General features: G+C 57.3%; 19 protein-coding genes. 12 read left to right on the plus strand and 7 right to left on the minus strand.

Features of this window, described 5'->3' with window-relative positions; genetic code table 11:
- Positions 1-138: 138 nt before the first annotated feature.
- Together RA157_RS17515 and RA157_RS17520 are read right to left on the minus strand one after the other, a co-directional pair.
- Complete coding sequence (locus RA157_RS17515; protein ID WP_350334404.1) at positions 139-2931, minus strand: bifunctional aconitate hydratase 2/2-methylisocitrate dehydratase; 2793 nt, start codon at positions 2929-2931, stop codon at positions 139-141.
- 21 nt (positions 2932-2952) lie between these two features.
- Positions 2953-3132, minus strand: a complete 180-nt coding sequence (locus RA157_RS17520; protein WP_350334405.1) for a hypothetical protein — start codon at positions 3130-3132, stop codon at positions 2953-2955.
- A gap of 298 nt (positions 3133-3430) precedes the next feature.
- On the opposite strand from RA157_RS17520, the gene RA157_RS17525 reads away from it, so the two are divergent.
- The 5 genes from RA157_RS17525 (at position 3431) to RA157_RS17545 (ending at position 7557) form a co-directional block, all read left to right on the plus strand.
- Positions 3431-4066 carry a helix-turn-helix domain-containing protein gene (locus tag RA157_RS17525; RefSeq protein ID WP_350334406.1) on the plus strand — a complete coding sequence of 212 codons (636 nt, stop codon included), beginning with the start codon at positions 3431-3433 and terminating at the stop codon, positions 4064-4066.
- A gap of 288 nt (positions 4067-4354) precedes the next feature.
- A complete protein-coding gene (locus RA157_RS17530) occupies positions 4355-4885 on the plus strand; it encodes a hypothetical protein (RefSeq protein WP_350334407.1) in 531 nt (176 codons plus the stop codon).
- Positions 4886-5436: 551 nt separating this feature from the next.
- Complete coding sequence (locus tag RA157_RS17535) at positions 5437-5733, plus strand: helix-turn-helix transcriptional regulator (protein ID WP_350334408.1); 297 nt, start codon at positions 5437-5439, stop codon at positions 5731-5733.
- Complete coding sequence (locus tag RA157_RS17540) at positions 5726-6610, plus strand: reverse transcriptase family protein (RefSeq protein ID WP_350334409.1); 885 nt, start codon at positions 5726-5728, stop codon at positions 6608-6610. The genes RA157_RS17535 and RA157_RS17540 overlap by 8 nt, the downstream gene beginning before the upstream one ends.
- Positions 6611-7221: 611 nt before the next feature.
- The gene (locus tag RA157_RS17545; RefSeq protein WP_350334322.1) at positions 7222-7557 is read left to right on the plus strand and encodes a hypothetical protein; all 336 of its coding nucleotides are present in this window, start codon (positions 7222-7224) and stop codon (positions 7555-7557) included.
- A gap of 258 nt (positions 7558-7815) precedes the next feature.
- Here RA157_RS17545 and RA157_RS17550 read toward each other — a convergent pair whose 3' ends face one another.
- From RA157_RS17550 to RA157_RS17570, 5 genes are all read right to left on the minus strand, one after another.
- Positions 7816-8196: a group II truncated hemoglobin gene (locus tag RA157_RS17550; RefSeq protein WP_350334410.1), complete on the minus strand. Its 381-nt coding sequence runs from the start codon at positions 8194-8196 to the stop codon at positions 7816-7818.
- A gap of 66 nt (positions 8197-8262) precedes the next feature.
- Entirely contained in the window at positions 8263-9306 is a 1044-nt protein-coding gene (locus tag RA157_RS17555; RefSeq protein WP_350334411.1) for a heme-dependent oxidative N-demethylase family protein, read from the minus strand.
- Between the two features lie 9 nt (positions 9307-9315).
- On the minus strand, positions 9316-10281 hold the full coding sequence (locus RA157_RS17560) for a PDR/VanB family oxidoreductase (RefSeq protein ID WP_350334412.1): 966 nt from the start codon (positions 10279-10281) through the stop codon (positions 9316-9318).
- Positions 10278-10889, minus strand: a complete 612-nt coding sequence (locus RA157_RS17565; protein ID WP_350334413.1) for a dimethylamine monooxygenase subunit DmmA family protein — start codon at positions 10887-10889, stop codon at positions 10278-10280. The genes RA157_RS17560 and RA157_RS17565 overlap by 4 nt, the downstream gene beginning before the upstream one ends.
- A gap of 227 nt (positions 10890-11116) precedes the next feature.
- A complete protein-coding gene (locus tag RA157_RS17570; RefSeq protein ID WP_350334414.1) occupies positions 11117-12250 on the minus strand; it encodes an aminomethyl transferase family protein in 1134 nt (377 codons plus the stop codon).
- A 166-nt stretch (positions 12251-12416) separates the two neighbouring features.
- Here RA157_RS17570 and RA157_RS17575 point away from each other — a divergent pair, with 166 nt between their 5' ends.
- The 7 genes from RA157_RS17575 (at position 12417) to RA157_RS17710 (ending at position 19798) form a co-directional block, all read left to right on the plus strand.
- On the plus strand, positions 12417-13775 hold the full coding sequence (locus tag RA157_RS17575; RefSeq protein WP_350334415.1) for an ammonium transporter: 1359 nt from the start codon (positions 12417-12419) through the stop codon (positions 13773-13775).
- Positions 13776-13785: 10 nt separating this feature from the next.
- Entirely contained in the window at positions 13786-14001 is a 216-nt protein-coding gene (locus RA157_RS17580) for a hypothetical protein (RefSeq protein WP_350334416.1), read from the plus strand.
- Between the two features lie 167 nt (positions 14002-14168).
- On the plus strand, positions 14169-15065 hold the full coding sequence (locus RA157_RS17585) for a class II glutamine amidotransferase (RefSeq protein WP_350334417.1): 897 nt from the start codon (positions 14169-14171) through the stop codon (positions 15063-15065).
- 4 nt (positions 15066-15069) lie between these two features.
- Positions 15070-15756, plus strand: coding sequence for a GltB/FmdC/FwdC-like GXGXG domain-containing protein (locus RA157_RS17590; protein WP_350334418.1), 687 nt, complete (start codon positions 15070-15072; stop codon positions 15754-15756).
- Between the two features lie 9 nt (positions 15757-15765).
- Positions 15766-17091 (plus strand): FMN-binding glutamate synthase family protein, encoded by a 1326-nt coding sequence (locus tag RA157_RS17595; protein ID WP_350334419.1) that lies wholly within the window; start codon positions 15766-15768, stop codon positions 17089-17091.
- Positions 17092-17254: 163 nt separating this feature from the next.
- Positions 17255-18586, plus strand: a complete 1332-nt coding sequence (gene glnT / locus RA157_RS17600) for a type III glutamate--ammonia ligase (RefSeq protein ID WP_350334420.1) — start codon at positions 17255-17257, stop codon at positions 18584-18586.
- Positions 18587-19513: 927 nt separating this feature from the next.
- The gene (locus RA157_RS17710) at positions 19514-19798 is read left to right on the plus strand and encodes a helix-turn-helix domain-containing protein (protein WP_434058513.1); all 285 of its coding nucleotides are present in this window, start codon (positions 19514-19516) and stop codon (positions 19796-19798) included.
- Positions 19799-19926 lie beyond the last annotated feature (128 nt).

The raw sequence follows: 19926 nt of genomic DNA on the forward strand, positions 1-19926 counted from the left end.
AGATTGTTATTAATTGCCGTGGCGCTTTGACAATCAAACCACCAAGCACAAAAACGCCGGGCTGGTTTTCAACCCAACCCGGCGCTTTACTGAGCAGTTTGTCTGTCTCAGCTCATCTAGCCCCTGGAACGCTCCACTCTAGAAATGCACCGACCGTGAATTGGCGGATTTTTCCAGTGAGGGGGCGAATTTTGTGAGGTCTATGCCGTCTACGGCTGACTTGTATTCGTCCATGTTCGGGGTTCTGCCGAGAATGGCGGAGAGGACGACAACCGGGGTTGAGGCCAGAAGGGACTCGCCTTTCTTGTCGGCTGAATCTTCCACCACGCGGCCCTGGAACAGGCGGGTGGATGTGGCCAGAACCGTATCGCCCTTTTCTGCCTTTTCCTGGTTGCCCATGCAGAGGCTGCAGCCCGGACGTTCCAGATAGAGCACGTTTTCATATTCGGTGCGGGCTGTGTTTTTCGGCTTCAGATCATCGAACTCGAAGCCCGAATATTTCTGCAGGATTTCCCAGTCGCCTTCGTCCTTCAGCTCATCAATGATGTTGTAGGTCGGGGCGGCCACTACCAGCGGCGCGTTGAACTCCACCTTGCCGGTTTTCTTTTCCAGATTGCGCAGCATCTGGGCGACGATTTTCATGTCGCCCTTGTGCACCATGCAGGAGCCGACAAAGCCCAGATCCACCTGCTTTTCACCCCTGTAGAAGGAGACAGGGCGGATCGTGTCATGGGTGTAGCGCCTGGAGACATCCGCGTTGTTGACGTCCGGGTCGGCAATCATCGGCTCGTCGATCTCGTCCAGATCAACCACCACTTCCGCGAAATATTTGGCGTTGGCGTCCGGCGACAGGGCCGGTTTCTCGCCGGAGCGGATTTCGGCAATGCGCTTGTCGGCCTTCTCGATCAGGCCATGCAGGGTGCGGGCCGGATTTTCCATGCCCTTGTCGATCATGATCTGGATGCGGCTCTTGGCGATTTCGAGCGATTCAATCAGCGTCTCGTCTTCCGAGATACAGATGGAGGCCTTGGCCTTCATCTCTGCGGTCCAGTCAGTGAAGGTGAAGGCCTGGTCGGCCAGCAGCGTGCCGATGTGCACCTCGATGATCCGGCCCTGGAAAACATTGTCGCCGAACTGCTTCAGCATCTGGGCCTGGGTGGCATGCACCACATCACGGAAATCCATGTGATCCTTCATGGTGCCCTTGAAGGTGACCTTGACGGATTCAGGGATGGGCATGGTGGCTTCGCCTGTGGCCAGCGCCAGGGCCACGGTGCCGGAATCAGCCCCGAAGGCAACACCCTTCGACATGCGGGTGTGGGAATCGCCGCCAATGATGATGGCCCAGTCATCCACGGTGATATCGTTCAGCACCTTGTGGATCACGTCTGTCATGGAATGATAGACGCCTTTCGGATCACGGGCGGTGATGAGACCAAAACGGTTCATGAAACCCATCAGCTTGGGGATGTTGGCCTGTGCCTTCACATCCCACACAGACGCCGTGTGGCAGCCGGACTGATAGGCGCCATCCACCGTGGGCGAGATGACGGTCGCAGCCATGGCCTCAAGCTCCTGGGAGGTCATCAGGCCGGTCGTATCCTGGGAGCCGACAATGTTCACCTTGACCCGCACATCGGAACCCGCATGCAGCGCACTGTCGCCGGAGATGCCAACCGCATTGGCGTTGAAAATCTTCTCAACGGCGGTCAGGCCCTGCCCGTCGTGGGAGATTTCCTTTGACGGAGCAAAGACCGGCTCAACAGCCACGCCCAGGGCCTGGGCGGCAAAGCTCTGCAGCTTCTTGCCGAAGACAACGGCATAAGAGCCGCCCGCCTTCATGAATTCCACCTTCTGCGGGGTAAAGGCAGAGGCCACATCCACCAGCTCTTCGTCACCGGCCTCGTTATAGAGCTTCTTCTCTTTGGTGTTGATGGTCAGAACGGTTCCCGTCTCGACGGAATATTTCTGTTCGAGAACCGGGCTGTCATCATTGTTGAGAATAGGCTTGCCATCCGGGCCCAGCTTTTTGACCCAGTTTTTCAGGTCAATGCCAATGCCGCCTGTCACCCCGACCGTGGTCAGGAAGATGGGAGAGATGCCGTTTGTTCCGGCAACAACCGGGGCAATATTGACGAACGGCACATAGGGGCTGGCCTGCTTGCCAGTCCACAGCGCCACATTGTTGACGCCGGACATGCGGGAGGACCCCACACCCATGGTGCCCTTTTCGGCAATCAGCATCACGCGCTTGTCCGGATGCTGGGCCTGCAGGGCGCGGATGTCATCCTGCGCCTGTTCAGAAATCAGGCACTTGCCGTGCAGCTCGCGGTCGGCACGGGAATGGGCCTGGTTGCCAGGAGACAGAAGGTCGGTGGAGATATCACCTTCGGCAGCGATATAGGTCACCACCTTGATCTCTTCGTCAACGTCCGGCAGCTTGGTGAAGAACTCGGCCTTTGCGTAGCTCTGAAGAATATCCCTGGCCACTGCATTGCCGTCCGCATTGGCCTGGGCCAGACGGTCAGTATCGGCTTCATAGAGGAAGACCTGGGTCTTCAGAACGTCGGCCGCGCCCGCGGCAATGGTCGTATCGTCACCCAGTGCCAGATCCAGCAGAACCTCAACGGACGGGCCGCCCTTCATGTGGGACAGCAGCTCGAACGCGAACGCGCGAGAGATTTCTTCGACCGACACAGCGCCCAGAATGATGTCCTTCAGGAAGAAGGCCTTCTCGCGGGCGGCGCTGGTGGTGCCTGGCAGGGTGTTGTAGATCAAGAAGTCGAGAGACGCCTTTCTGTGCTCGCTATCCAGATCTTTAATCTGCGAGATGATCTCTCTCACAAGCGCAGCCTCTTCGATGGGCTTTGGATTCAGGCCCTGGGCTTTGCGAGTTTCAATCTCATTCAAGTAATCTGTATACAAGCTCATGATTTTCCCGACGCATTGGTTTCAGGGCCGAGGCCCATTCAGTTCATTCTGCAAAGGGGTTCCAGCCCCCTGTCCCGTTTCCGGGTGGTTCGGCAGGGTCAGACCGGCGCGCGGATCAGGCCTCAAGCGGGCCGCGAGCAGCGCCTTTGTCACCATATCCGTATCATGCAGACACCGGATATGCCGCCTTGCAAGGGACATCACCCAACCGAGCGCAGTAGTAAGTCAGCAGAGTCTGGCTGACAAGGTGTTTCCGTCTAGTAAATAAGTGGGATTCTGCCTGCCGCTTGTCCAGTATTTGCCCCGATTTCCGGGCCGGAGGCCGCCTGTGTGGTCTCATGGTACAAAGAGGGGCGGTTTCATAGGGGTATGCCGCACCCTCGCCCTTTTCATCCTCTTCCCCATCCGATAGAATATTTCCTGAGAGTGAAATGGAATCGCGGGATTTTCTGCAAACAACCTTGCATGATGGCCCGCACGACTGGAAGACAATATTCTTATGCTGAATCAGGATCCCCACAGCCTCAAGTCCAGAAAAGAAAATGTGCTCGAGGTGGCCATTGGCCGGGAAGTCCGCTCGTTCCGGAAACTGTCCGGGCTGACTGTGGCCGATCTGGCGGAGGCAACCGGGCTGTCCGTGGGGATGCTGTCGAAGATCGAGAACGGCAACACATCTCCGTCACTGACCACCCTGCGCCTGTTATCAGAAGCCCTGCGGGTGCCGGTGACGGCCTTCTTCCGGCGCTTTGAAGAAAAGCGGGAAGCCATTCATGTAAAGGCGGGCGAAGCAGTCGAGACCGAACGACGCGGCACCCGCGCCGGACACCAGTACAACATGCTCGGCCATATCCGCTGCAATTCAAGCTCGGTCATGGTGGAACCCTATATCATCCGCCTGACCGAGACATCCGACACCTTCCCCACCTTCCAGCATGACGGGCTGGAGCTCATCTACATGCTGGAGGGAGAAGTGGTCTACCGCCATGGCAGCGAGCTCTACCACCTGAAGCCCGGCGACAGCCTCTTCTTCGACGCCGACGCCGCCCACGGCCCGGAAAAAATGATCACCCTCCCCATCACCTACATGTCCGTGATCTCCTACCACCAGAACTGGGACCAGGGCGAGCGGGGGTGAATGGGGGATCAGGCTGAAATGATCGGGTTGTTTTGAAGGCTGTTGAATTTGTCTGATGACCGTGCCTGCACTTTGTCGAGATAATAGGCTCTGAGAGAGCAGCCGTTGTCTATGGTGGGAGTAGATGTTGTGGCCCATTACGGACTTGCTCACCTAGTTTGAGTCCTGCGGCGCTGCCTATCAAACCTGCCATCCTTAAGGATGAGGTTACGACACCTTTCAGTTGAAAATATTTCTTAGAAGCCCTATGTCCCAAAGAACGAAAGCAGAACATTTGGGGAGGTGTTTATGAGCTATAAAATTGAGCTTACAAGCAAAGAATCTGAAATTCTGAATGGGATTGAATTGGATCAATCCGCGCTTGATCGTGTGCAATGTCAACGACAGGCGCCGTTGGTGTTGGAGCTGCTGGAATCTTTAGAAGGGCGGAAGGCGATTCCGAAGGTGCGCTTGATGTACTGGATGGAACCAAAATACCAGATCGGAGGGGTGAAGACTTCCCACAAAGGCCTATTTGAACGAAACGGGCGGAAGGACGACGAAATCTATACTCATCCCAATTTTCTCAAATACCTTCGTTATTTCCTTTTCGGCGCACAACTACCAGAAGGTGCAGTCGCCGAGTTTGAAGAAGCTGTTGGCAACCCGGAATGGATTTCATCAGGCGACATACCCCACCTCACGAAAGGAACGCGGGCGATCGTTCGTAAATTTGGCTTGCAGAATGAGGACGAAGAATTTTACCGGCTGGCGTTGGATATTGGTTTGAGTCAATCTTTTGCCAAGTATGTCCGGGATGCGGTGAAACAAGTTAAGTAACTGATTAAAATAAACTCCTCAGAAAAGTTAGAAAAAGTTCGCTATTTGCGAACTTTTTTCTTGAAATGCCTTGTCTGCATTCCCATCTCAATTCCAGTTGGTCACAGCGGAAGGAAAAGTCATTACACATTGAGCTTTAAAGCTCGCGGGAGGTTCGCCTCCTACCGCTAAACCGGACCAAGGCCCTGACTCCCCTGAGGACTCCCGAGGCCGCGGGATGGCGAAGCAGAGACCCGCGATGACCTACGGGTCTCTTGGTACTTTGGTTTGGACGTCGTTATCCGCGCTTCTTGTTCGCGATGACACCCTGCCCACGGTGGGTTGGGGTGAACAAGAAGGAACCCAGAAATGGATTTAGAGACTAATGAACGACGACAGCGATTGAAAAGAACGAGCAAATGGCCCAAGTGGCTCCGTGCTCCGTTCCTGTTAAAGTGGGCACTGCGTCTTGGAGTGCTTGCCTACCGTATCTGGCGGTTCTGGAGCGCTCTTTCAGGAGTACCCGGTGACTAAATCGCTTCCACTGTATCCCAATGCGGAAAGGAGAATTAATGCTATCGGAAGCACTTCGGCTCATTCGAGTCTTTCACGACATGAAACAACAGGAAGTTGCCGATAAACTGGGGCTTTCCAAGTCCTATGTTTCAGAACTTGAGAATGGTAAGAAAGCTCCATCGGTCGAGGTCATTCAAAAGTACTCTGAAGCTTTCGGCATTCCTGCATCATCAATCTTGTTCTTTTCTGAAAATTTGGGCAATCCATCGAAAGCTAAAAAGGCAAAGAGCGCCATCGCAGGAAAAGTTCTGCAATTTCTGAACTTGATTGAGACAAAAACCGCCGATGGTTAGGGCAAAGTACCAACTACGCGATAGCCCATTCTTCCGACTTAAATCGAAAGGCAAGCTCGCACGTATCCTACAGATTTCGCCCGCTAAGCTAAAGAAACTATCAAAACTCGAAGGCGGTTATATCCAGTTTCAGAAGCCCAAGAAAAACGGGGGCAATCGAGATATCAGCGCTCCTATCCCGCCTCTCAAGTCCGTTCAGGCGAGGGTTGCTGTTTTATTAGGAAGAATAGCGCCACCGGACTATCTCTTTGCCCCAGTAGAGGGACGATCCTACGTTGATAACGCGGCTCGTCACATCGGCGCTGAAGCACTGAGGTTATTGGATATAGAAGATTTTTTTCCAAGCTGCACAATCAACAAAGTGATCTGGTTTTTTCACTCGAAAATGGAGTGCTCAACAGACGTTGCACTCATTCTCGCTCGTATTGCAACGTACGACGGCGTGCTGCCGCAGGGTAGCCCGTGTAGCCCAATCCTAGCCTATTTTGCCTACATCGACATGTGGGAAACGATCAATGAGCTTGTCGAGAGCGCAGGCTGCAAACTAAGTGTCTATGCCGATGACCTAACCATTTCCGGTTCGACTGTCCCAGAAGTTACAATCTGGGAAATTAAAAAGACCCTCTTCCAGCACGGTCACAGGTATGCCGTTCAAAAGGAACGCGCAAGAAAGGGACGTGCCGCGGAAGTTACCGGAGTCATCGTGACACGCGGCAGGGTAACTGCACCTAATCGTCAACGCCAAAAGATATATGCTGTCCGTGAAAACCTAAAGAATACGAAATCGGCAAAAGATACCAAACGATTTGAAGTCCAGCTTCGTGGACGATTGGCCCAACTCCGTCAAATTGACGCTGGCAACAAAGAAGCACGCTAGTGCCCCTTAGCGGATTAGGACTTTGTATCCTTGCCTGCCGCTTCTGGATCCCGGCTCTGCGCTTTGCTTGTCCGGGATGACAGAGAGTGGGGGTTGCGAGGCAGAAGACTGGCCACAGGTTCGGTGTCATCCCGGCCCCCGAGCCGGGATCCAGTCGAGAGATGCCGCATATCTCTACTGCTTTTGTTTGTCGCCCAGATATCCGGAGTGCAGCCCTGGCCCCGATTGCCATTCTGGTGAGTGCAAATCCCTCCCCACATCCCCCTTGCCCACAACCGACAAATCACTCTATAGTTGCATCAGGGTCGGGCATATACGGCCCCGGGGCTTGATAACCCCTCAAGTAGCGGCTGACATCAGCCGTATAATGGTGTCTCCTCACTCATGTGATACCGTCACATGACGATTCGTCACGACGTTTCTATGGGCGGGGAGGCACTGGCCATAGAGAGTTGGGCCTTCGGGTCCGGCTTAAAAGCCAGTGCGACCGTCTACTTGCGGTTTATCAACTCCCCGTCCGCCAGAGATGTGAGAAGACGCGCCCCTTGAGGGGGAGCGTCGGGTTCTTGTCTCCTCTGGCGGTTCCATGAAACGCAAGCGGGGTTGTGACGATGGAGAATAACGGGTCTTTCCTGTTCGATATGTTCGACACGCTCCAGTCCATGCCGGACTGGATCAAGATGGCCTGGGTGCTGATGCCCTCCCTTACCTTTATTGCCGCTCTGGCGCTGGTGCTGAACTACCGGATCCGCCGGATGGAAGCCCAATGGCAAAAAGAGGATGAAGCGGCCTTCCGCACGGCCCGCAATCTGGGGGTCCACATGCTGCCCGATGATGCGCTGGTGGGCATTGTCTACAAGACCAGCGACGGCCTCTTCCGCATCCGCCAGCTGACCGACGGGGGTGAGATTGAAGGCCGGGAGCTTGAGGCCTTGCCTAAGGGGTGAGGAATGCGTCTGAAGCTAAGACCTGTGTCCGAGGTAAGGCCGCTCTGGATCCCGCATCGAGTGCGGGAAGACGGTTTGTGGGTGGCGCAGAGGCAGAGTATCACCACCTCCCCAATGTCATGCCGGACTTGATCCGGCATCCAGCCGGGAAGACACCACACTCTCGGAACCTGCCGTTTCTGGACCCCGGCTCTGCGCGGCGCTTGGCCGGGGTGACAGTTGGTGGGAGTTGCAAAGGCGCAGAGCACCCCCAAACCCCTACGCGTTCACCAGAGACAGGGCCACCCGGCGGAAGGCTTCCTGCATCTGGGTGGCTAGGGTGGGGTCGGTGATGCAGTCATCTATGGCTTCGTCCATGCAGGTGAGCCAGGTTTCCGCGTGCTCTTTGGTGACGTCCACATGTTTGTGCATCAGCCTGACATTCATGTGGCCGTATTTTTCCTTGTAGTAATGGGGGCCGCCGAAGAAGCCGCAGAGGAAATTGAACTGCTCGATGCGGGCATGGGCCAGGCCGTGGCCGTCGAAATGCAGCTCAAGCAGGCTCCGGGCCTGGGGGCGGGTTTCCATGATGTCATAGAACCGCTCTGCCAGAGCCCGGATTCTGTCTTCGCCAATGCGGCTGTACAAGGTTGCTGTCATCGTCAGGTGTCCATGACTTTCAGAGAGGCTTCAGGGGGCTTGTAGTCTCACGCACCCCCTGCCCGTTCAGTCGTCAGGCCAGAATCCGGGTGATGTTTCGGAACCATCATCGTATTCGGAGAGGAAGTCCACGACCATGTCGCGGTAGCCGATGAGGCCCTTGTATTCGGCGAGTTCTGTTGGCAGGTCGCGGAGGACCCGGTGGAAGCGGCGGGCCCATTTGGGCTGTGTTACCAGCTCGTCCATCTTGATCAGATAGCAGCGGATGGGGAACAACAGGCCGTTTGAGCGGGGCAGGCGCCAGAAGCTCTGCAGCTCCACCCGCAGATGGGCTTTCTGACCCACATTGTCGCGGTTGATGCTGGTTTTTTCGATGCCCCATTTGGCATAGTTTTCCGGGCTGGTATCAAGGCGCGGATTGATCGTCATGGTCCAGTTCAGCCGCCGGGCCGGCTGGCCATGCTGAATGCTGGTGAGGAACTTCAGCGCCCGGACAAAAATGCCCTTCTCATGGGCTAGCGGCACCGGGGCGTGCCACTCGAAGAAGTTCATGCCGATATCGAAATCCAGCGACCAGTCGGCCTGTGTGGTGACCATGCCCGCATCCATCCACAGATTGCCCTCGCGCTGGTCGAGCACGGCAAAATCGCCCTGGGTCTGGCGGGTGATGTATTCCATCGGGCCGCAGGGCAAGGTGGTCTCGTCACCGAAGGTGAAGGTCTGGTTGATCCCGAGCGGCCTGTTGACCCAGTGCCAGATGGTGCCGTCCTTGGTGAGCGAGAACAGCTCGGGATAATCCTTGGCCTTCTCGGTCATGATCAGCTCAAGCGTATCCCAGCCGGCCAGCGTCATATGCGGCAGAGACTGGCAGCGCAGCGGGTCTTCGGAAAGAACAATCTCCCGGTCGGCCATTTCAGAGACATAGTGCTCGTCCACATCAAACGAGTTCTCATAGGCTGACCCGGCTCTGCCCCGTGTGTGCGGTTCCATATTGACCGCATACATGTAGCTGTCCTTGTCAAAGGGGAAGGGAAAGCGCCTGATCTGTTCCGGACTGTTGGAAAAGGTGTAGTCGTCGCGGAAGGTTTCTGTTTTGAAGTTGATGGTCATTGACCCCTCCTATCGGTCAAGTGTCAATGTGGAGCCGTCAAAGCGCGAGACGCAGGGCATGATTTTGCTGCCCGCCGCGCGCTCCTCGTCGCTCAGCCAGTGGTCGTTGTGCTCAAGGGTGCCGTCGCAGGAGACAATGGCTGTCTCGCACTGGCCGCAGGCCCCGCCCCGGCAGAGGAAGGGGGCGTCAACACCGGCGGCCTCAATCGCTTCAAGTAGGCTCTGCTGGGCGCTCACTTCAATGGTGATGCCCGAGCGCTCCAGATGCACCTGGAACGGCTTGCCGGTGGGAGGCGCAAGGAAATGCTCAAAATGTACCGCATGGTCAGACCACCCGGCCTGTTCGGCTGCCTGTCTGACCGCGTTGATCATGCCTTCCGGCCCGCAGACATAGACATGGGTGCCAAGCGGCTGGCCGCTCAACAGGCCCTTGAGATCAATCATCTGGTCCTGATCGTCCCGGTAGAGCGACACCCTGTCGCCATAGGTCGCCTGCAGCACGTCCGCGTAGGAGCTGAGCGCTGCCGAACGGGAGCTGTAATGCAGCTCGAAGGCCGCGCCGGAGGCCTGCAGCTGGGCCATCTGGGCGATGAACGGAGTGATGCCGATGCCGCCTGCCAGCAACAGGTGCTTGCGGGCTCTCAAGTCCAGCCCGAACAGGTTCACCGGCGTGGAAATGGTCATCCGGTCGCCGACCTTCACCCTGTTATGCATGAAGAGCGAGCCGCCCCTGCCTTCATCATCCCGGCGCACGGAAATCGTATAGGACGCGGTCTCGAGCGGGGAGCTCATCAGCGAATAGGGATTGCGGCGGACGATATCGCCGTCATGCATCTCCACCACCACATGGGAGCCGCCGGAAAAGGTGGGCAGAGCGTGGCCGTTGGGGCTTTCAAAGCGGAAGCGTTTGACGAGGCTGTTGATCTCGGTGATCTCGGTGACGGCCACATCCAGTTTCTTGACACCGGCACTCATGAGAACGCCTCCTCTTTCTCCGGATTGTAGGACGGATCTTCCGCATTGATGCAGACCCCCTGAAAGGCGGCGATGCGGCGGGAATAATGATCGCGCACCAGCAGCAGCAGCCCGCAATGGCTGCATTCGCAGGGCTGGGTGGTCACATCCTCGGTAATGCCCTTGCAGTGGACACATTGCACCCGGCGGGCCATGGAGCCGCGATGTTCAGACTGGATGGCCCGGTGATCATAACCGTGTTCCATCGCCAGTCTGGTGGCCCGGCCCATCAGCCCTTCGGTTCCGGCAACGCAGATCTGCGTGCCCATATGGGTGGTGGCGAGAATCCTGTCGAGGGCGGGCAGCATGCTGTCAATGCTGGGGCTTTCATAAAACCGGCCAGCGCCAAGGGCTTTCAGCCTGTCCAGATAGGTCTGGCCGATCTCGCGCGGCACATAGACGATATGCACCGTCTTTAAGGCGTCCGCCGGCGCGTCCGCCAGCATGGCGCAGATGGCCTCGGCCCCTTCGGCATCGGCGATGATCAGATGGGCCGGTGCATCGGTCAGCGACAGCGTGCCATAGACGGGCCTGCTCAGAATTGATTGTTCAAAAGTCTTGTTTGTCATATGCGGTCCTTCCCGGCGTGACCTCGTTCGGTAGCGTTGAGCGCAGTGATCCGCCGAATGGCCAGGACACTTGAGTAGGGCACTTGAGGTCCTGGCTCACTCGGCGGATCAGGTGGTGCCTCGATCCGGCGCGTGCCCTTTCGGGCCGGTTCTGGGAAAGAAATGCGCCTGACCGGGGGTGGGCTGGTTGGGGAAGCCCGGCTCACCACCCTGCTTTGCGACGCGGATCAGTCCCGAACTGTCCGGCGTTTCTTCTCAACATCATAGAAGGGCATGGTATGGGCAATCGCGGCAATATCGCCACTCTGGTTCTTAACCGTCAAAGCCGTGCCCTGGACCGCGCAGTCAACCTCCATCCGGGCAATGCCGACGGAGTGCTTGTTGAGCGGTGAATACATGCCGCAGGTGACAACACCCACCTGACGGTCTCCCTGATAAAGAGGGGCGCCCTCATCAGCTGCTTCCGTACCCTCCAGCTTGACGCCGAAGATCTTGAAGCGCTCCTTGCCCTTCAGGCGGTAATGCTCTTCCGCGCCCCGGAAACCCTGTTTGCCCGGGCTGACCGTGAAGTCGAGGCCAAGCTCCCAGAGCGTGTCTCCGGCGGCTTCGTTCTCAAACGGATACATCTCGGAATTGTCATAGGGGAAGAACAGCAGATAGCTTTCTGCACGAAGCAGGTCGAGTGTTGTAAAGCGCGTCGGGATGATACCCATGGCTGCGCCTTCTTCCACAATCGTGTCCCAGATATGGGGGGCATCCTGGCCGCGGCAGAAAATCTCATAACCGCGCTCGCCCGTATAGCCCGTGCGGGAAATCATGACGGGATGACCGAACAGGCTGGTCTGCATGTGGCTGAAATAGCGGAGCTGGCGAATGCCCTCCACATGCTTTTCCAGATACTCAACCGCCAGAGGGCCCTGAAGCGAGATGTCGTGCAGATTGTCATCAAAGCGGATGGAAACGTCACGACCGGTGGCCGCCATGGTCAGCTGCTCGTGGCCCTGGCCCGAGCCGTGCACCACCATGAAGGCATTGGGTCCGGTGCGGTAGATGACGCAGTCATCAACGAACTTGCCCGCATCATTCAGCATGCAGGCATAGGATGACCGGCCAGGCATGATCTTTTCCACGTTCCGTGTCGTGGCCCTGTCCACCACGTGGGAGGCGTGTGGTCCGGTGATGTGAACCTTCTTCAGGCCGGACACATCCATCACACCCGCTTTCGTGCGGATGGCGATGTATTCCTCGTCCCAGTCCTTGTCATAGGTCCAGGCGGTTCCCATGCCGCTCCAGTCCTCCAGGTTCGACCCAAGCGCCCGGTGCCGATCCCCAAGCGTCGAAAATCTCCATGATGACGTCATCTAAAAATCCTCCCAGATCAATCTTGACCAAATGGTTTTAATTTGGAACCAATATGAGCCATTGGCTTGATCTTGACAATAAGTGGTTAGGGGATGCAATACTAAAAATAAAAAAAAATTCATAAGAGGCAAAAATGCATCCTTCAAACCATTGGGAGAGACAACCATGGAAGGAAACTTAAACGCCCTCACGACGATCTTTACGGAGTTCTATTACTGGGTGACCGTCGTGTTCATGTTCCTGATTCATGTGGGGTTCTGCATGTATGAGGTCGGGGCCAGCCGCCGTCGCAATCACATGCACACGCTGATGAAGAACATCATGATCATCCCGCTGGTGACCGTGACCTTCTTCTTCTTCGGCTGGTGGATTTACTGGGCCTTTCCGGACTTCCCGTTCTTTGGCGGGCTTAATCACGAGATGGGCAATGCCAACCTTCCATGGTCAGAAACCATGGGCACAAACCTGCAGGATCGGATTACCGGCGTGTTCTGGGCGGCCTTCCTGCTGTTCTCCTGGACCGCTGCGTCCATTGTGTCCGGCTCGGTTATCGAGCGTATCCGGTCCAGTGCCCTCTGGGTGCACGCAGTGCTGATCGGTTCGGTCTTCTGGATCATTGACGCGGCCTGGGGCTGGCACTATGCGGGCTGGATGGTCAAATATCTCGGCTATCATGATGCCTATGCATCCGGCGTTATCCATGCGATTGCCGGTGGCTATGCGCTCGGCGTCATTGCCGTGCTGGGGCCGCGTATCGGCAAGTTTGCAGCCGACGGTACCCCGCGTGATATCCCGCCGCACAATCCGTGGATGCTCACGATCGGGATCTTTCTGATCTACACGGGCTTCTGGGGCTTCTACGCCGCCTGTAATGTGCCGATCATCTCACCTGAATCCATTGGCGGACAGATCACAGGCACCACCTGGACGGCAACCAACATCTATCTGGCACCCACATCTCTGAGTGCGATCACCTTTAACTTCCTGATGTCGCTTTCCGGTGGCCTCATGGCAGCCTATGTGGTCTCCAAGGGGGATGCCTTCTGGACCTTCTCAGGCGGTCTTGCCGGTATCATCACGGCCTCTGCGGGCAACGATCTTTACCATCCGATCCAGGCCATGCTGATTGCGGCTGTCGGTGTGGTGATTGTCTACAAACTGCATTTCTGGGTCGAGCGTCGCTTCAAGATCGATGATGCGGTCGGTGCTGTTGCCGTACATGGCTATGCCGGTTTTGTCGGCCTTGTCATTTCCGGCTTTGTGCTCTGGGGCGCGCCGTCCTCACCGTTTGAAGGTTATGCTGCGATCAATCCGATCGGTCAGTTCCTCGGTGCGGTGATCATGTTCTTCGGTCTTGGCTTCCTGCCAGGCTGGCTGGTTGCCAAAGCACAGAATGCTGCCGGTGCCCTGCGTGTGCCGGAAGAGATCGAACTGCAGGGTCTCGATTATGCCGAGCACCATGCATACGAAGATGCCAAAGCTGAAATCATCGAAGCCGACAAGGCTCACCTGACAGCGCAATAGGAGGTTGCTGATGTCTACGATTGGATATGAAAACTGGGCCGTGGATCTGGCCAGTGTTGGTGCGGTCTATCCGTTCCAGGGATCAGAGATCCTGCTGACCATTCTGGGCGTGGCCTTCTGGATTGGCTGGCACCGAATCCAGTTTGTCCGGGAATCGGCGCATCTGGAGGAAGCGCAAAAGGTCGGTAACAAGGAGAAGATCAAGGAAATGCTGGAGATGTATTGACGCATTTCCGTGAGCGATTGGGGCCGGGGCGGCAAAAACGCTGCCTCGGCTCCAGTTCTTTTGATCTCTAAAAATATCACTAGAGGAAAATTTTATTCTTTTCAGTTGAATTTCATTTTTGGGCCTGCTAGCGTTTTTTCATCGTTTCGATCAAGAGGTATCAGTCTATGTGCGGTATCGTTGGGTTGTTTTTAAAGGATCGGTCTCTGGAGCCTGAACTGGGTTCCCTTTTATCGGACATGCTTGTCACGATGACTGACCGTGGTCCGGACAGCGCAGGCATTGCAATTTACGGCGAAGGGTCCGGCAACGGGGCCAAGCTTACGGTTCAGTCATCCCGGCCGGATGAGGATTTTGGTGGTCTGGGTGAAGCCCTGAACAACCGCCTTGCGACACCGGTCAGCGTGGTGCGGAAAGACACACATGCGGTGATCACCACCAGCCTGGATAATCTGGCTGCGGCCCGTGAGGCCCTGTCTGATCTCCGCCCCGATGTGCGGGTGATGAGTTCTGGCGACAGTGTTGAGATCTACAAGGAAGTGGGTCTGCCGGAAACGGTTCTGGAGCGGTTTGGCATTGCCGGTATGTCCGGCAGTCACGGCATCGGTCATACGCGCATGGCAACGGAATCTGCGGTGACCACGCTTGGCGCGCATCCCTTCTCCACCGGGCCGGACCAGTGTCTGGTGCACAACGGGTCCCTGTCGAACCACAACAGCCTGCGGCGTAAGCTGATGCGGGATGGCATGACATTCGAGACCCAGAACGATTCGGAAGTGGCCGCCGCCTATATCTCGCACAAGCTGCAGAACGGCATGGATCTGGGCAATGCGCTCGAGCACAGCCTGGATGATCTGGACGGCTTTTTCACCTTCGTGGTGGGCACCCGCTCCGGCTTCGGTGTCGTGCGTGATCCGATTGCCTGCAAACCGGCCGTCCTGGCTGAAACCGACCGCTATGTGGCGTTCGGTTCGGAATACCGGGCATTGGTGGACCTTCCCGGAATAACCGAGGCCCGTGTCTGGGAGCCGGAGCCTGCAACAGTCTATTTCTGGGAGCATTGAGATTATGGCAACACTCGATCTTGCGGAAAGCTCCCTCAGGGAGCTGAACGAGACCCTTCAGAAGCTGCCGGACGGCACCAATGAAACCGACTGGGAAGTCATCAATCCGAAAGGCAGCCACGCACTGGCTGTCGGTCTTGATGCGCCGATCCATGTGACGGTCAGGGGCAGCACCGGCTATTACTGCGCCGGTATGAACAAGCATGCCACTGTGCATGTGGATGGTTCTGCCGGGCCTGGTGTGGCGGAAAACATGATGTCCGGCACGGTGATCGTCGAGGGTGACGCCAGCCAGTATGCCGGTGCCACCGGGCGTGGTGGTCTGCTGGTGATCAAGGGCAACGCCTCCTCCCGCTGCGGCATTTCCATGAAGGGTATCGACATCGTGGTGCGCGGCAATGTGGGGCACATGTCAGCCTTTATGGCGCAGTCTGGCAATCTGGTGGTTCTGGGGGACGCGGGCGATGCGCTTGGGGATTCCCTTTATGAAGCCCGCCTGTTTGTCCGTGGCACAGTGAAGAGCCTTGGGGCGGATTGCATCGAAAAGGAGATGCGTCCGGAACATCTGGAAATCCTCGCGGACCTGCTCGGCAAGGCCGGGATCACAGATGTGAAGCCGGAAGAGTTCACCCGCTACGGCTCTGCGCGGAAACTCTACAATTTCGACGTCGATAATGCAGATGCGTACTGAGGGCTGATCATGAAAGACACACCAAACACAACCCCGCGCAAGCCCAGCATTTTCGATGACTACACCATGTCGGAAATCCGCCGGGCCGCCGGATCGGGCATCTATGACATTCGTGGCGGTGGCGCCAAACGCAAGGTGCCGCATTTCGATGATCTGCTGTTTCTGGGCGCGTCCATCTCGCGCTATCCGCTGGAAGGCTATCGCGAGAAATGCGAGACGGCGGTGACCCTTGGGACCCGCTATGCCAAGAAACCGATTGAGCTGAAAATCCCGATCACCATTGCGGGTATGAGTTTCGGCTCGCTGTCCGGCCCTGCGAAAGAGGCGCTTGGACGGGGGGCAACCGCAGCCGGCACATCGACCACAACAGGCGATGGCGGCATGACGGAAGAAGAGCGCGGCCATTCCGAAAAGCTGGTCTACCAGTATCTGCCATCCCGTTATGGCATGAACCCCGATGATCTCCGCCGGGCGGATGCGATCGAGGTTGTTGTCGGCCAGGGTGCCAAGCCCGGTGGCGGCGGTATGCTGCTGGGTCAGAAAATTTCCGACCGTGTGGCGGAAATGCGGACCCTGCCAAAGGGCATTGACCAGCGCTCGGCCTGTCGCCACCCGGATTGGACGGGACCGGACGACCTGGAAATCAAGATCCTCGAGTTGAGGGAAATTACCGGCTGGGAAAAGCCCATCTTCATCAAGATCGGTGGAGCCCGTCCCTATTTCGATGCGGCTCTTGCGGTCAAGGCCGGGGCTGATGTGATTGTGCTCGATGGCATGCAGGGGGGCACGGCTGCCACCCAGGAAGTGTTTATCGAGCATGTGGGCCAGCCGACCCTTGCCTGCATTCGACCGGCAGTCCGGGCTCTTCAGGATCTCGGCATGCATCGCAAGGTTCAGCTGGTTCTCTCGGGCGGTGTGCGCAACGGAGCCGATGTGGCCAAGGCGCTGGCGCTTGGCGCGGATGCGGTGTCAATCGGAACCGCTGCGCTGGCCGCACTTGGCGACAACGACCCGCGTTGGGAAGCTGAATATAATGCGCTCGGCACCACAGCAGGCGCTTATGATGACTGGCATGAGGGCCGTGACCCGGCAGGCATCACCACCCAGGACCCGGATCTGATGGCCCGGTTTGACCCGATTGCCGGTGGCAGACGGCTGTCGAACTATCTCAAGGTGATGACCCTTGAAGCCCAGACCATCGCCCGGGCCTGCGGCAAGAACCATGTGCACAATCTGGAACCGGAAGACCTGTGTGCCCTGACAGTGGAAGCTGCTGCCATGGCCGGTGTGCCGCTGGCGGGAACGGAATGGATTCCGGGCAAAGGCGGATACTGAGTGCCCCTGAGACTCTCTGAGGATCTCTGAAGGCACTCAGGCGCAGAACGTGAAACAGATGCGGGGCCGGACCGGCCAAGGCCCGTGCCCCGCCTGAACTGAAATGCCGCATTGCAGGTGAGGAGACCTGCAGGCGGTTTATCTGGGAGAAGGAGTTCGAGTGATGGTCACGAGTCTGGCTGATTTCGCAGCCGAGCGCGGTGTCAAATATTTCATGATCTCGTTTACGGATCTGTTTGGCGGTCAACGCGCCAAGCTGGTCCCGGCGCAGGCGATTGCCGATATGCAGGAGGACGGAGCGGGCTTTGCCGGTTTTGCCACCTGGCTGGACATGACGCCGGCGCACCCGGACATGCTGGCGGTGCCTGATCCGGATTCCGTCATCCAGCTGCCCTGGAAGCCGGAAGTGGCCTGGGTGGCCGGAAACTGCGTGATGGAAGGCGAAGATGTCGCCCAGGCCCCGCGCAATGTGCTGCGTCGTCTGATTGGCGAAGCGGCCAATGATGGGCTTCATGTGAAAACCGGCATTGAGGCGGAGTTCTTCCTTCTGACCCCGGACGGTCAGCAGATTTCTGATGAATTCGATACAGCCGCAAAGCCCTGCTATGACCAGCAGGCGGTGATGCGCCGCTATGATGTGGTCCGCGAGATCTGTGACTATATGCTGGAGCTTGGCTGGGGCCCGTATCAGAACGACCATGAAGACGCCAATGGCCAGTTCGAGATGAACTGGGAGTTTGACGACGTTCTGAAGACCGCAGACAAGCACAGTTTCTTCAAGTTCATGACCAAGTCGGTGGCCGAGAAACACGGTTTCCGCGCCACCTTCATGCCAAAGCCCGTTGAAGGGCTGACGGGTAATGGCTGCCACGCCCATATCTCTGTCTGGAATGCACCGGGGGCGGAGGCCAGCACCAATGTGTTTGCCACAGATGGCGGAGAAGGCCAGACCGGTGAAGTGGGTCTGTCAGCCGATGGAGCGCATTTCCTCGGCGGCATCATGAAACATGCCTCTGCCCTGGCTGCCATCACCAATCCGACCGTGAACTCCTACAAGCGGATCAATGCGCCACGGACCATTTCCGGTGCCACATGGGCCCCGAACACTGTGACCTGGACCGGCAACAACCGGACCCACATGGTGCGTGTGCCGGGCCCGGGCCGGTTCGAGCTGCGCCTGCCTGACGGGGCTGCAAACCCCTATCTCCTCCAGGCGGTCATCATCGCGGCAGGCCTGTCGGGCATGCGGACCAAGGCAGATCCGGGCCGTCGGCATGACATCGACATGTATGCGGAAGGTCATACGGTGACGGATGCGCCAAAGCTGCCGCTCAACATGCTGGATGCCCTCAGGGCCTATGACAGTGACGCGGAACTGAAGGCGATGATGGGTGAGGAATTCTCCCAGGCTTTCCTCAAGCTGAAGCAGCAGGAATGGAATTCGTTCGTGTCCCATTTCAGCCGCTGGGAAAAGGATCACACGCTGGATATCTGATGCAGGTTGCCCAATCATCGGGCGCGTGATGATCTGAACCAGACCACGGCTATGCCGTAAGAACCCTGCGAGGCGGCTCCTGCCCCGCCTCGCCGGACCAAACCTTGAACACTGATGGCCCCAGATGCCTCTGGACGCCGGATTGCTGATCCGGTGCGTGGGTGAGTTATGTCTGGTGGGCTGTGTCTGGGACTCAAGACCAAGACAGGAGAAACGAGCATGGCGTATTATCCGTTTGTTTTCATGGTGGCTCCGGGATTTTCCATCCTGTCGCTGGGTGTCATTCTGGAGGTGCTGAACGCATCCAACAGGACCGGAAATGCCAACTGGTTCTGCTGGTCCTGTCTGACGGTTGATGGCGAACCGGTTCTGTCTGACAGTGGTGTCTCGCTGAATGCGGATGGCAGTTTTGAGCAGATACGTGTCAACCGTCCGCGGGTGCTGATGATCCTGCGCGGCCGGGAACCGCTGGATACCTATGCGGAACGACAGCTGATCAGCGCCGTGCGCCATGCCAACCGGCATGGAGCCTTTGTGGGCGAGATTGACGGCAATGCCGAGCTTCTTCTCAAATGCGGTATCGACCGGTCTGTTCTGGCGCTGTGCAAGAACACGGTCTACGACAAGGCGATTGCCGATCTGGCGCTCGACTCTGACAGCCGCCACACCTATCCGTTTGACCGCCCGACCTTTGCCTGTGATAGTGCCGATGACTGCAGCGCCGCCACGCTGGAGGTGGTGCATACCCTGGCCGGTGACGAGGTTGCCCGCGCGGTACGGAAGCAGCTGAGCAAGGAAAGCGGGCTGTTTTCCGGTGATCGCTCCATCGATATCTCCCTTGAAAGCCTGTCGAGCCGGGCCCGGTCACGGCTGATGGTCCGGGATGCATTGACCCTGATGAAGCACACCATCCAGCAGCCTATCCGCATGACGGAAATTGCCGCTGAGCTGGGTATCAGCACCCGGCAGCTTGAGCGTAAATTCGAGGTTCACCTGAAGACCAGCCCGGCGCAGATCTATTCTCAGATGCGGCTGGAGCATGCCCGCCAGCTGATGGCCAAGGGCTATCGCTCGGTGACAGAGATTGCCCTGGCCAGCGGATACAAGTCGCACTCGAACTTTTCGCAGGCCTTCAGAGGCTATTTCAAGCAGAAGCCCACAGACATGTTGCGGCATCTGGATGAAAATGCTGGAGCGGTTGCTGCGGAATGACAAAATAAAACCATATAAGATAATTGGTCTTATTTTGGTTTGATTTCATTGATATTGGTTCTAAGATGCGGTAACTCAGCGTGTGGAATGGGGGACGTCTGCAGATTTGTCTGCAGCCACGCTGTTCT

Origin of the sequence: Coralliovum pocilloporae (assembly GCF_030845175.1) — a bacterium.
GTDB lineage: Bacteria > Pseudomonadota > Alphaproteobacteria > Rhizobiales > Cohaesibacteraceae > Coralliovum > Coralliovum pocilloporae.

Excerpts from the sequence above, each read along its gene's own strand:
- RA157_RS17515 (WP_350334404.1), bottom strand. The coding sequence starts at position 2,931 with ATGAGCTTGTATACAGATTACTTGAATGAGATTGAAACTCGCAAAGCC.
- RA157_RS17520 (WP_350334405.1), bottom strand. The coding sequence starts at position 3,132 with ATGTCCCTTGCAAGGCGGCATATCCGGTGTCTGCATGATACGGATATG.
- RA157_RS17525 (WP_350334406.1), top strand. The coding sequence starts at position 3,431 with ATGCTGAATCAGGATCCCCACAGCCTCAAGTCCAGAAAAGAAAATGTG.
- RA157_RS17530 (WP_350334407.1), top strand. The coding sequence starts at position 4,355 with ATGAGCTATAAAATTGAGCTTACAAGCAAAGAATCTGAAATTCTGAAT.
- RA157_RS17535 (WP_350334408.1), top strand. The coding sequence starts at position 5,437 with ATGCTATCGGAAGCACTTCGGCTCATTCGAGTCTTTCACGACATGAAA.
- RA157_RS17540 (WP_350334409.1), top strand. The coding sequence starts at position 5,726 with ATGGTTAGGGCAAAGTACCAACTACGCGATAGCCCATTCTTCCGACTT.
- RA157_RS17545 (WP_350334322.1), top strand. The coding sequence starts at position 7,222 with ATGGAGAATAACGGGTCTTTCCTGTTCGATATGTTCGACACGCTCCAG.
- RA157_RS17550 (WP_350334410.1), bottom strand. The coding sequence starts at position 8,196 with ATGACAGCAACCTTGTACAGCCGCATTGGCGAAGACAGAATCCGGGCT.
- RA157_RS17555 (WP_350334411.1), bottom strand. The coding sequence starts at position 9,306 with ATGACCATCAACTTCAAAACAGAAACCTTCCGCGACGACTACACCTTT.
- RA157_RS17560 (WP_350334412.1), bottom strand. The coding sequence starts at position 10,281 with ATGAGTGCCGGTGTCAAGAAACTGGATGTGGCCGTCACCGAGATCACC.
- RA157_RS17565 (WP_350334413.1), bottom strand. The coding sequence starts at position 10,889 with ATGACAAACAAGACTTTTGAACAATCAATTCTGAGCAGGCCCGTCTAT.
- RA157_RS17570 (WP_350334414.1), bottom strand. The coding sequence starts at position 12,250 with ATGACGTCATCATGGAGATTTTCGACGCTTGGGGATCGGCACCGGGCG.
- RA157_RS17575 (WP_350334415.1), top strand. The coding sequence starts at position 12,417 with ATGGAAGGAAACTTAAACGCCCTCACGACGATCTTTACGGAGTTCTAT.
- RA157_RS17580 (WP_350334416.1), top strand. The coding sequence starts at position 13,786 with ATGTCTACGATTGGATATGAAAACTGGGCCGTGGATCTGGCCAGTGTT.
- RA157_RS17585 (WP_350334417.1), top strand. The coding sequence starts at position 14,169 with ATGTGCGGTATCGTTGGGTTGTTTTTAAAGGATCGGTCTCTGGAGCCT.
- RA157_RS17590 (WP_350334418.1), top strand. The coding sequence starts at position 15,070 with ATGGCAACACTCGATCTTGCGGAAAGCTCCCTCAGGGAGCTGAACGAG.
- RA157_RS17595 (WP_350334419.1), top strand. The coding sequence starts at position 15,766 with ATGAAAGACACACCAAACACAACCCCGCGCAAGCCCAGCATTTTCGAT.
- glnT (WP_350334420.1), top strand. The coding sequence starts at position 17,255 with ATGGTCACGAGTCTGGCTGATTTCGCAGCCGAGCGCGGTGTCAAATAT.
- RA157_RS17710 (WP_434058513.1), top strand. The coding sequence starts at position 19,514 with ATGACGGAAATTGCCGCTGAGCTGGGTATCAGCACCCGGCAGCTTGAG.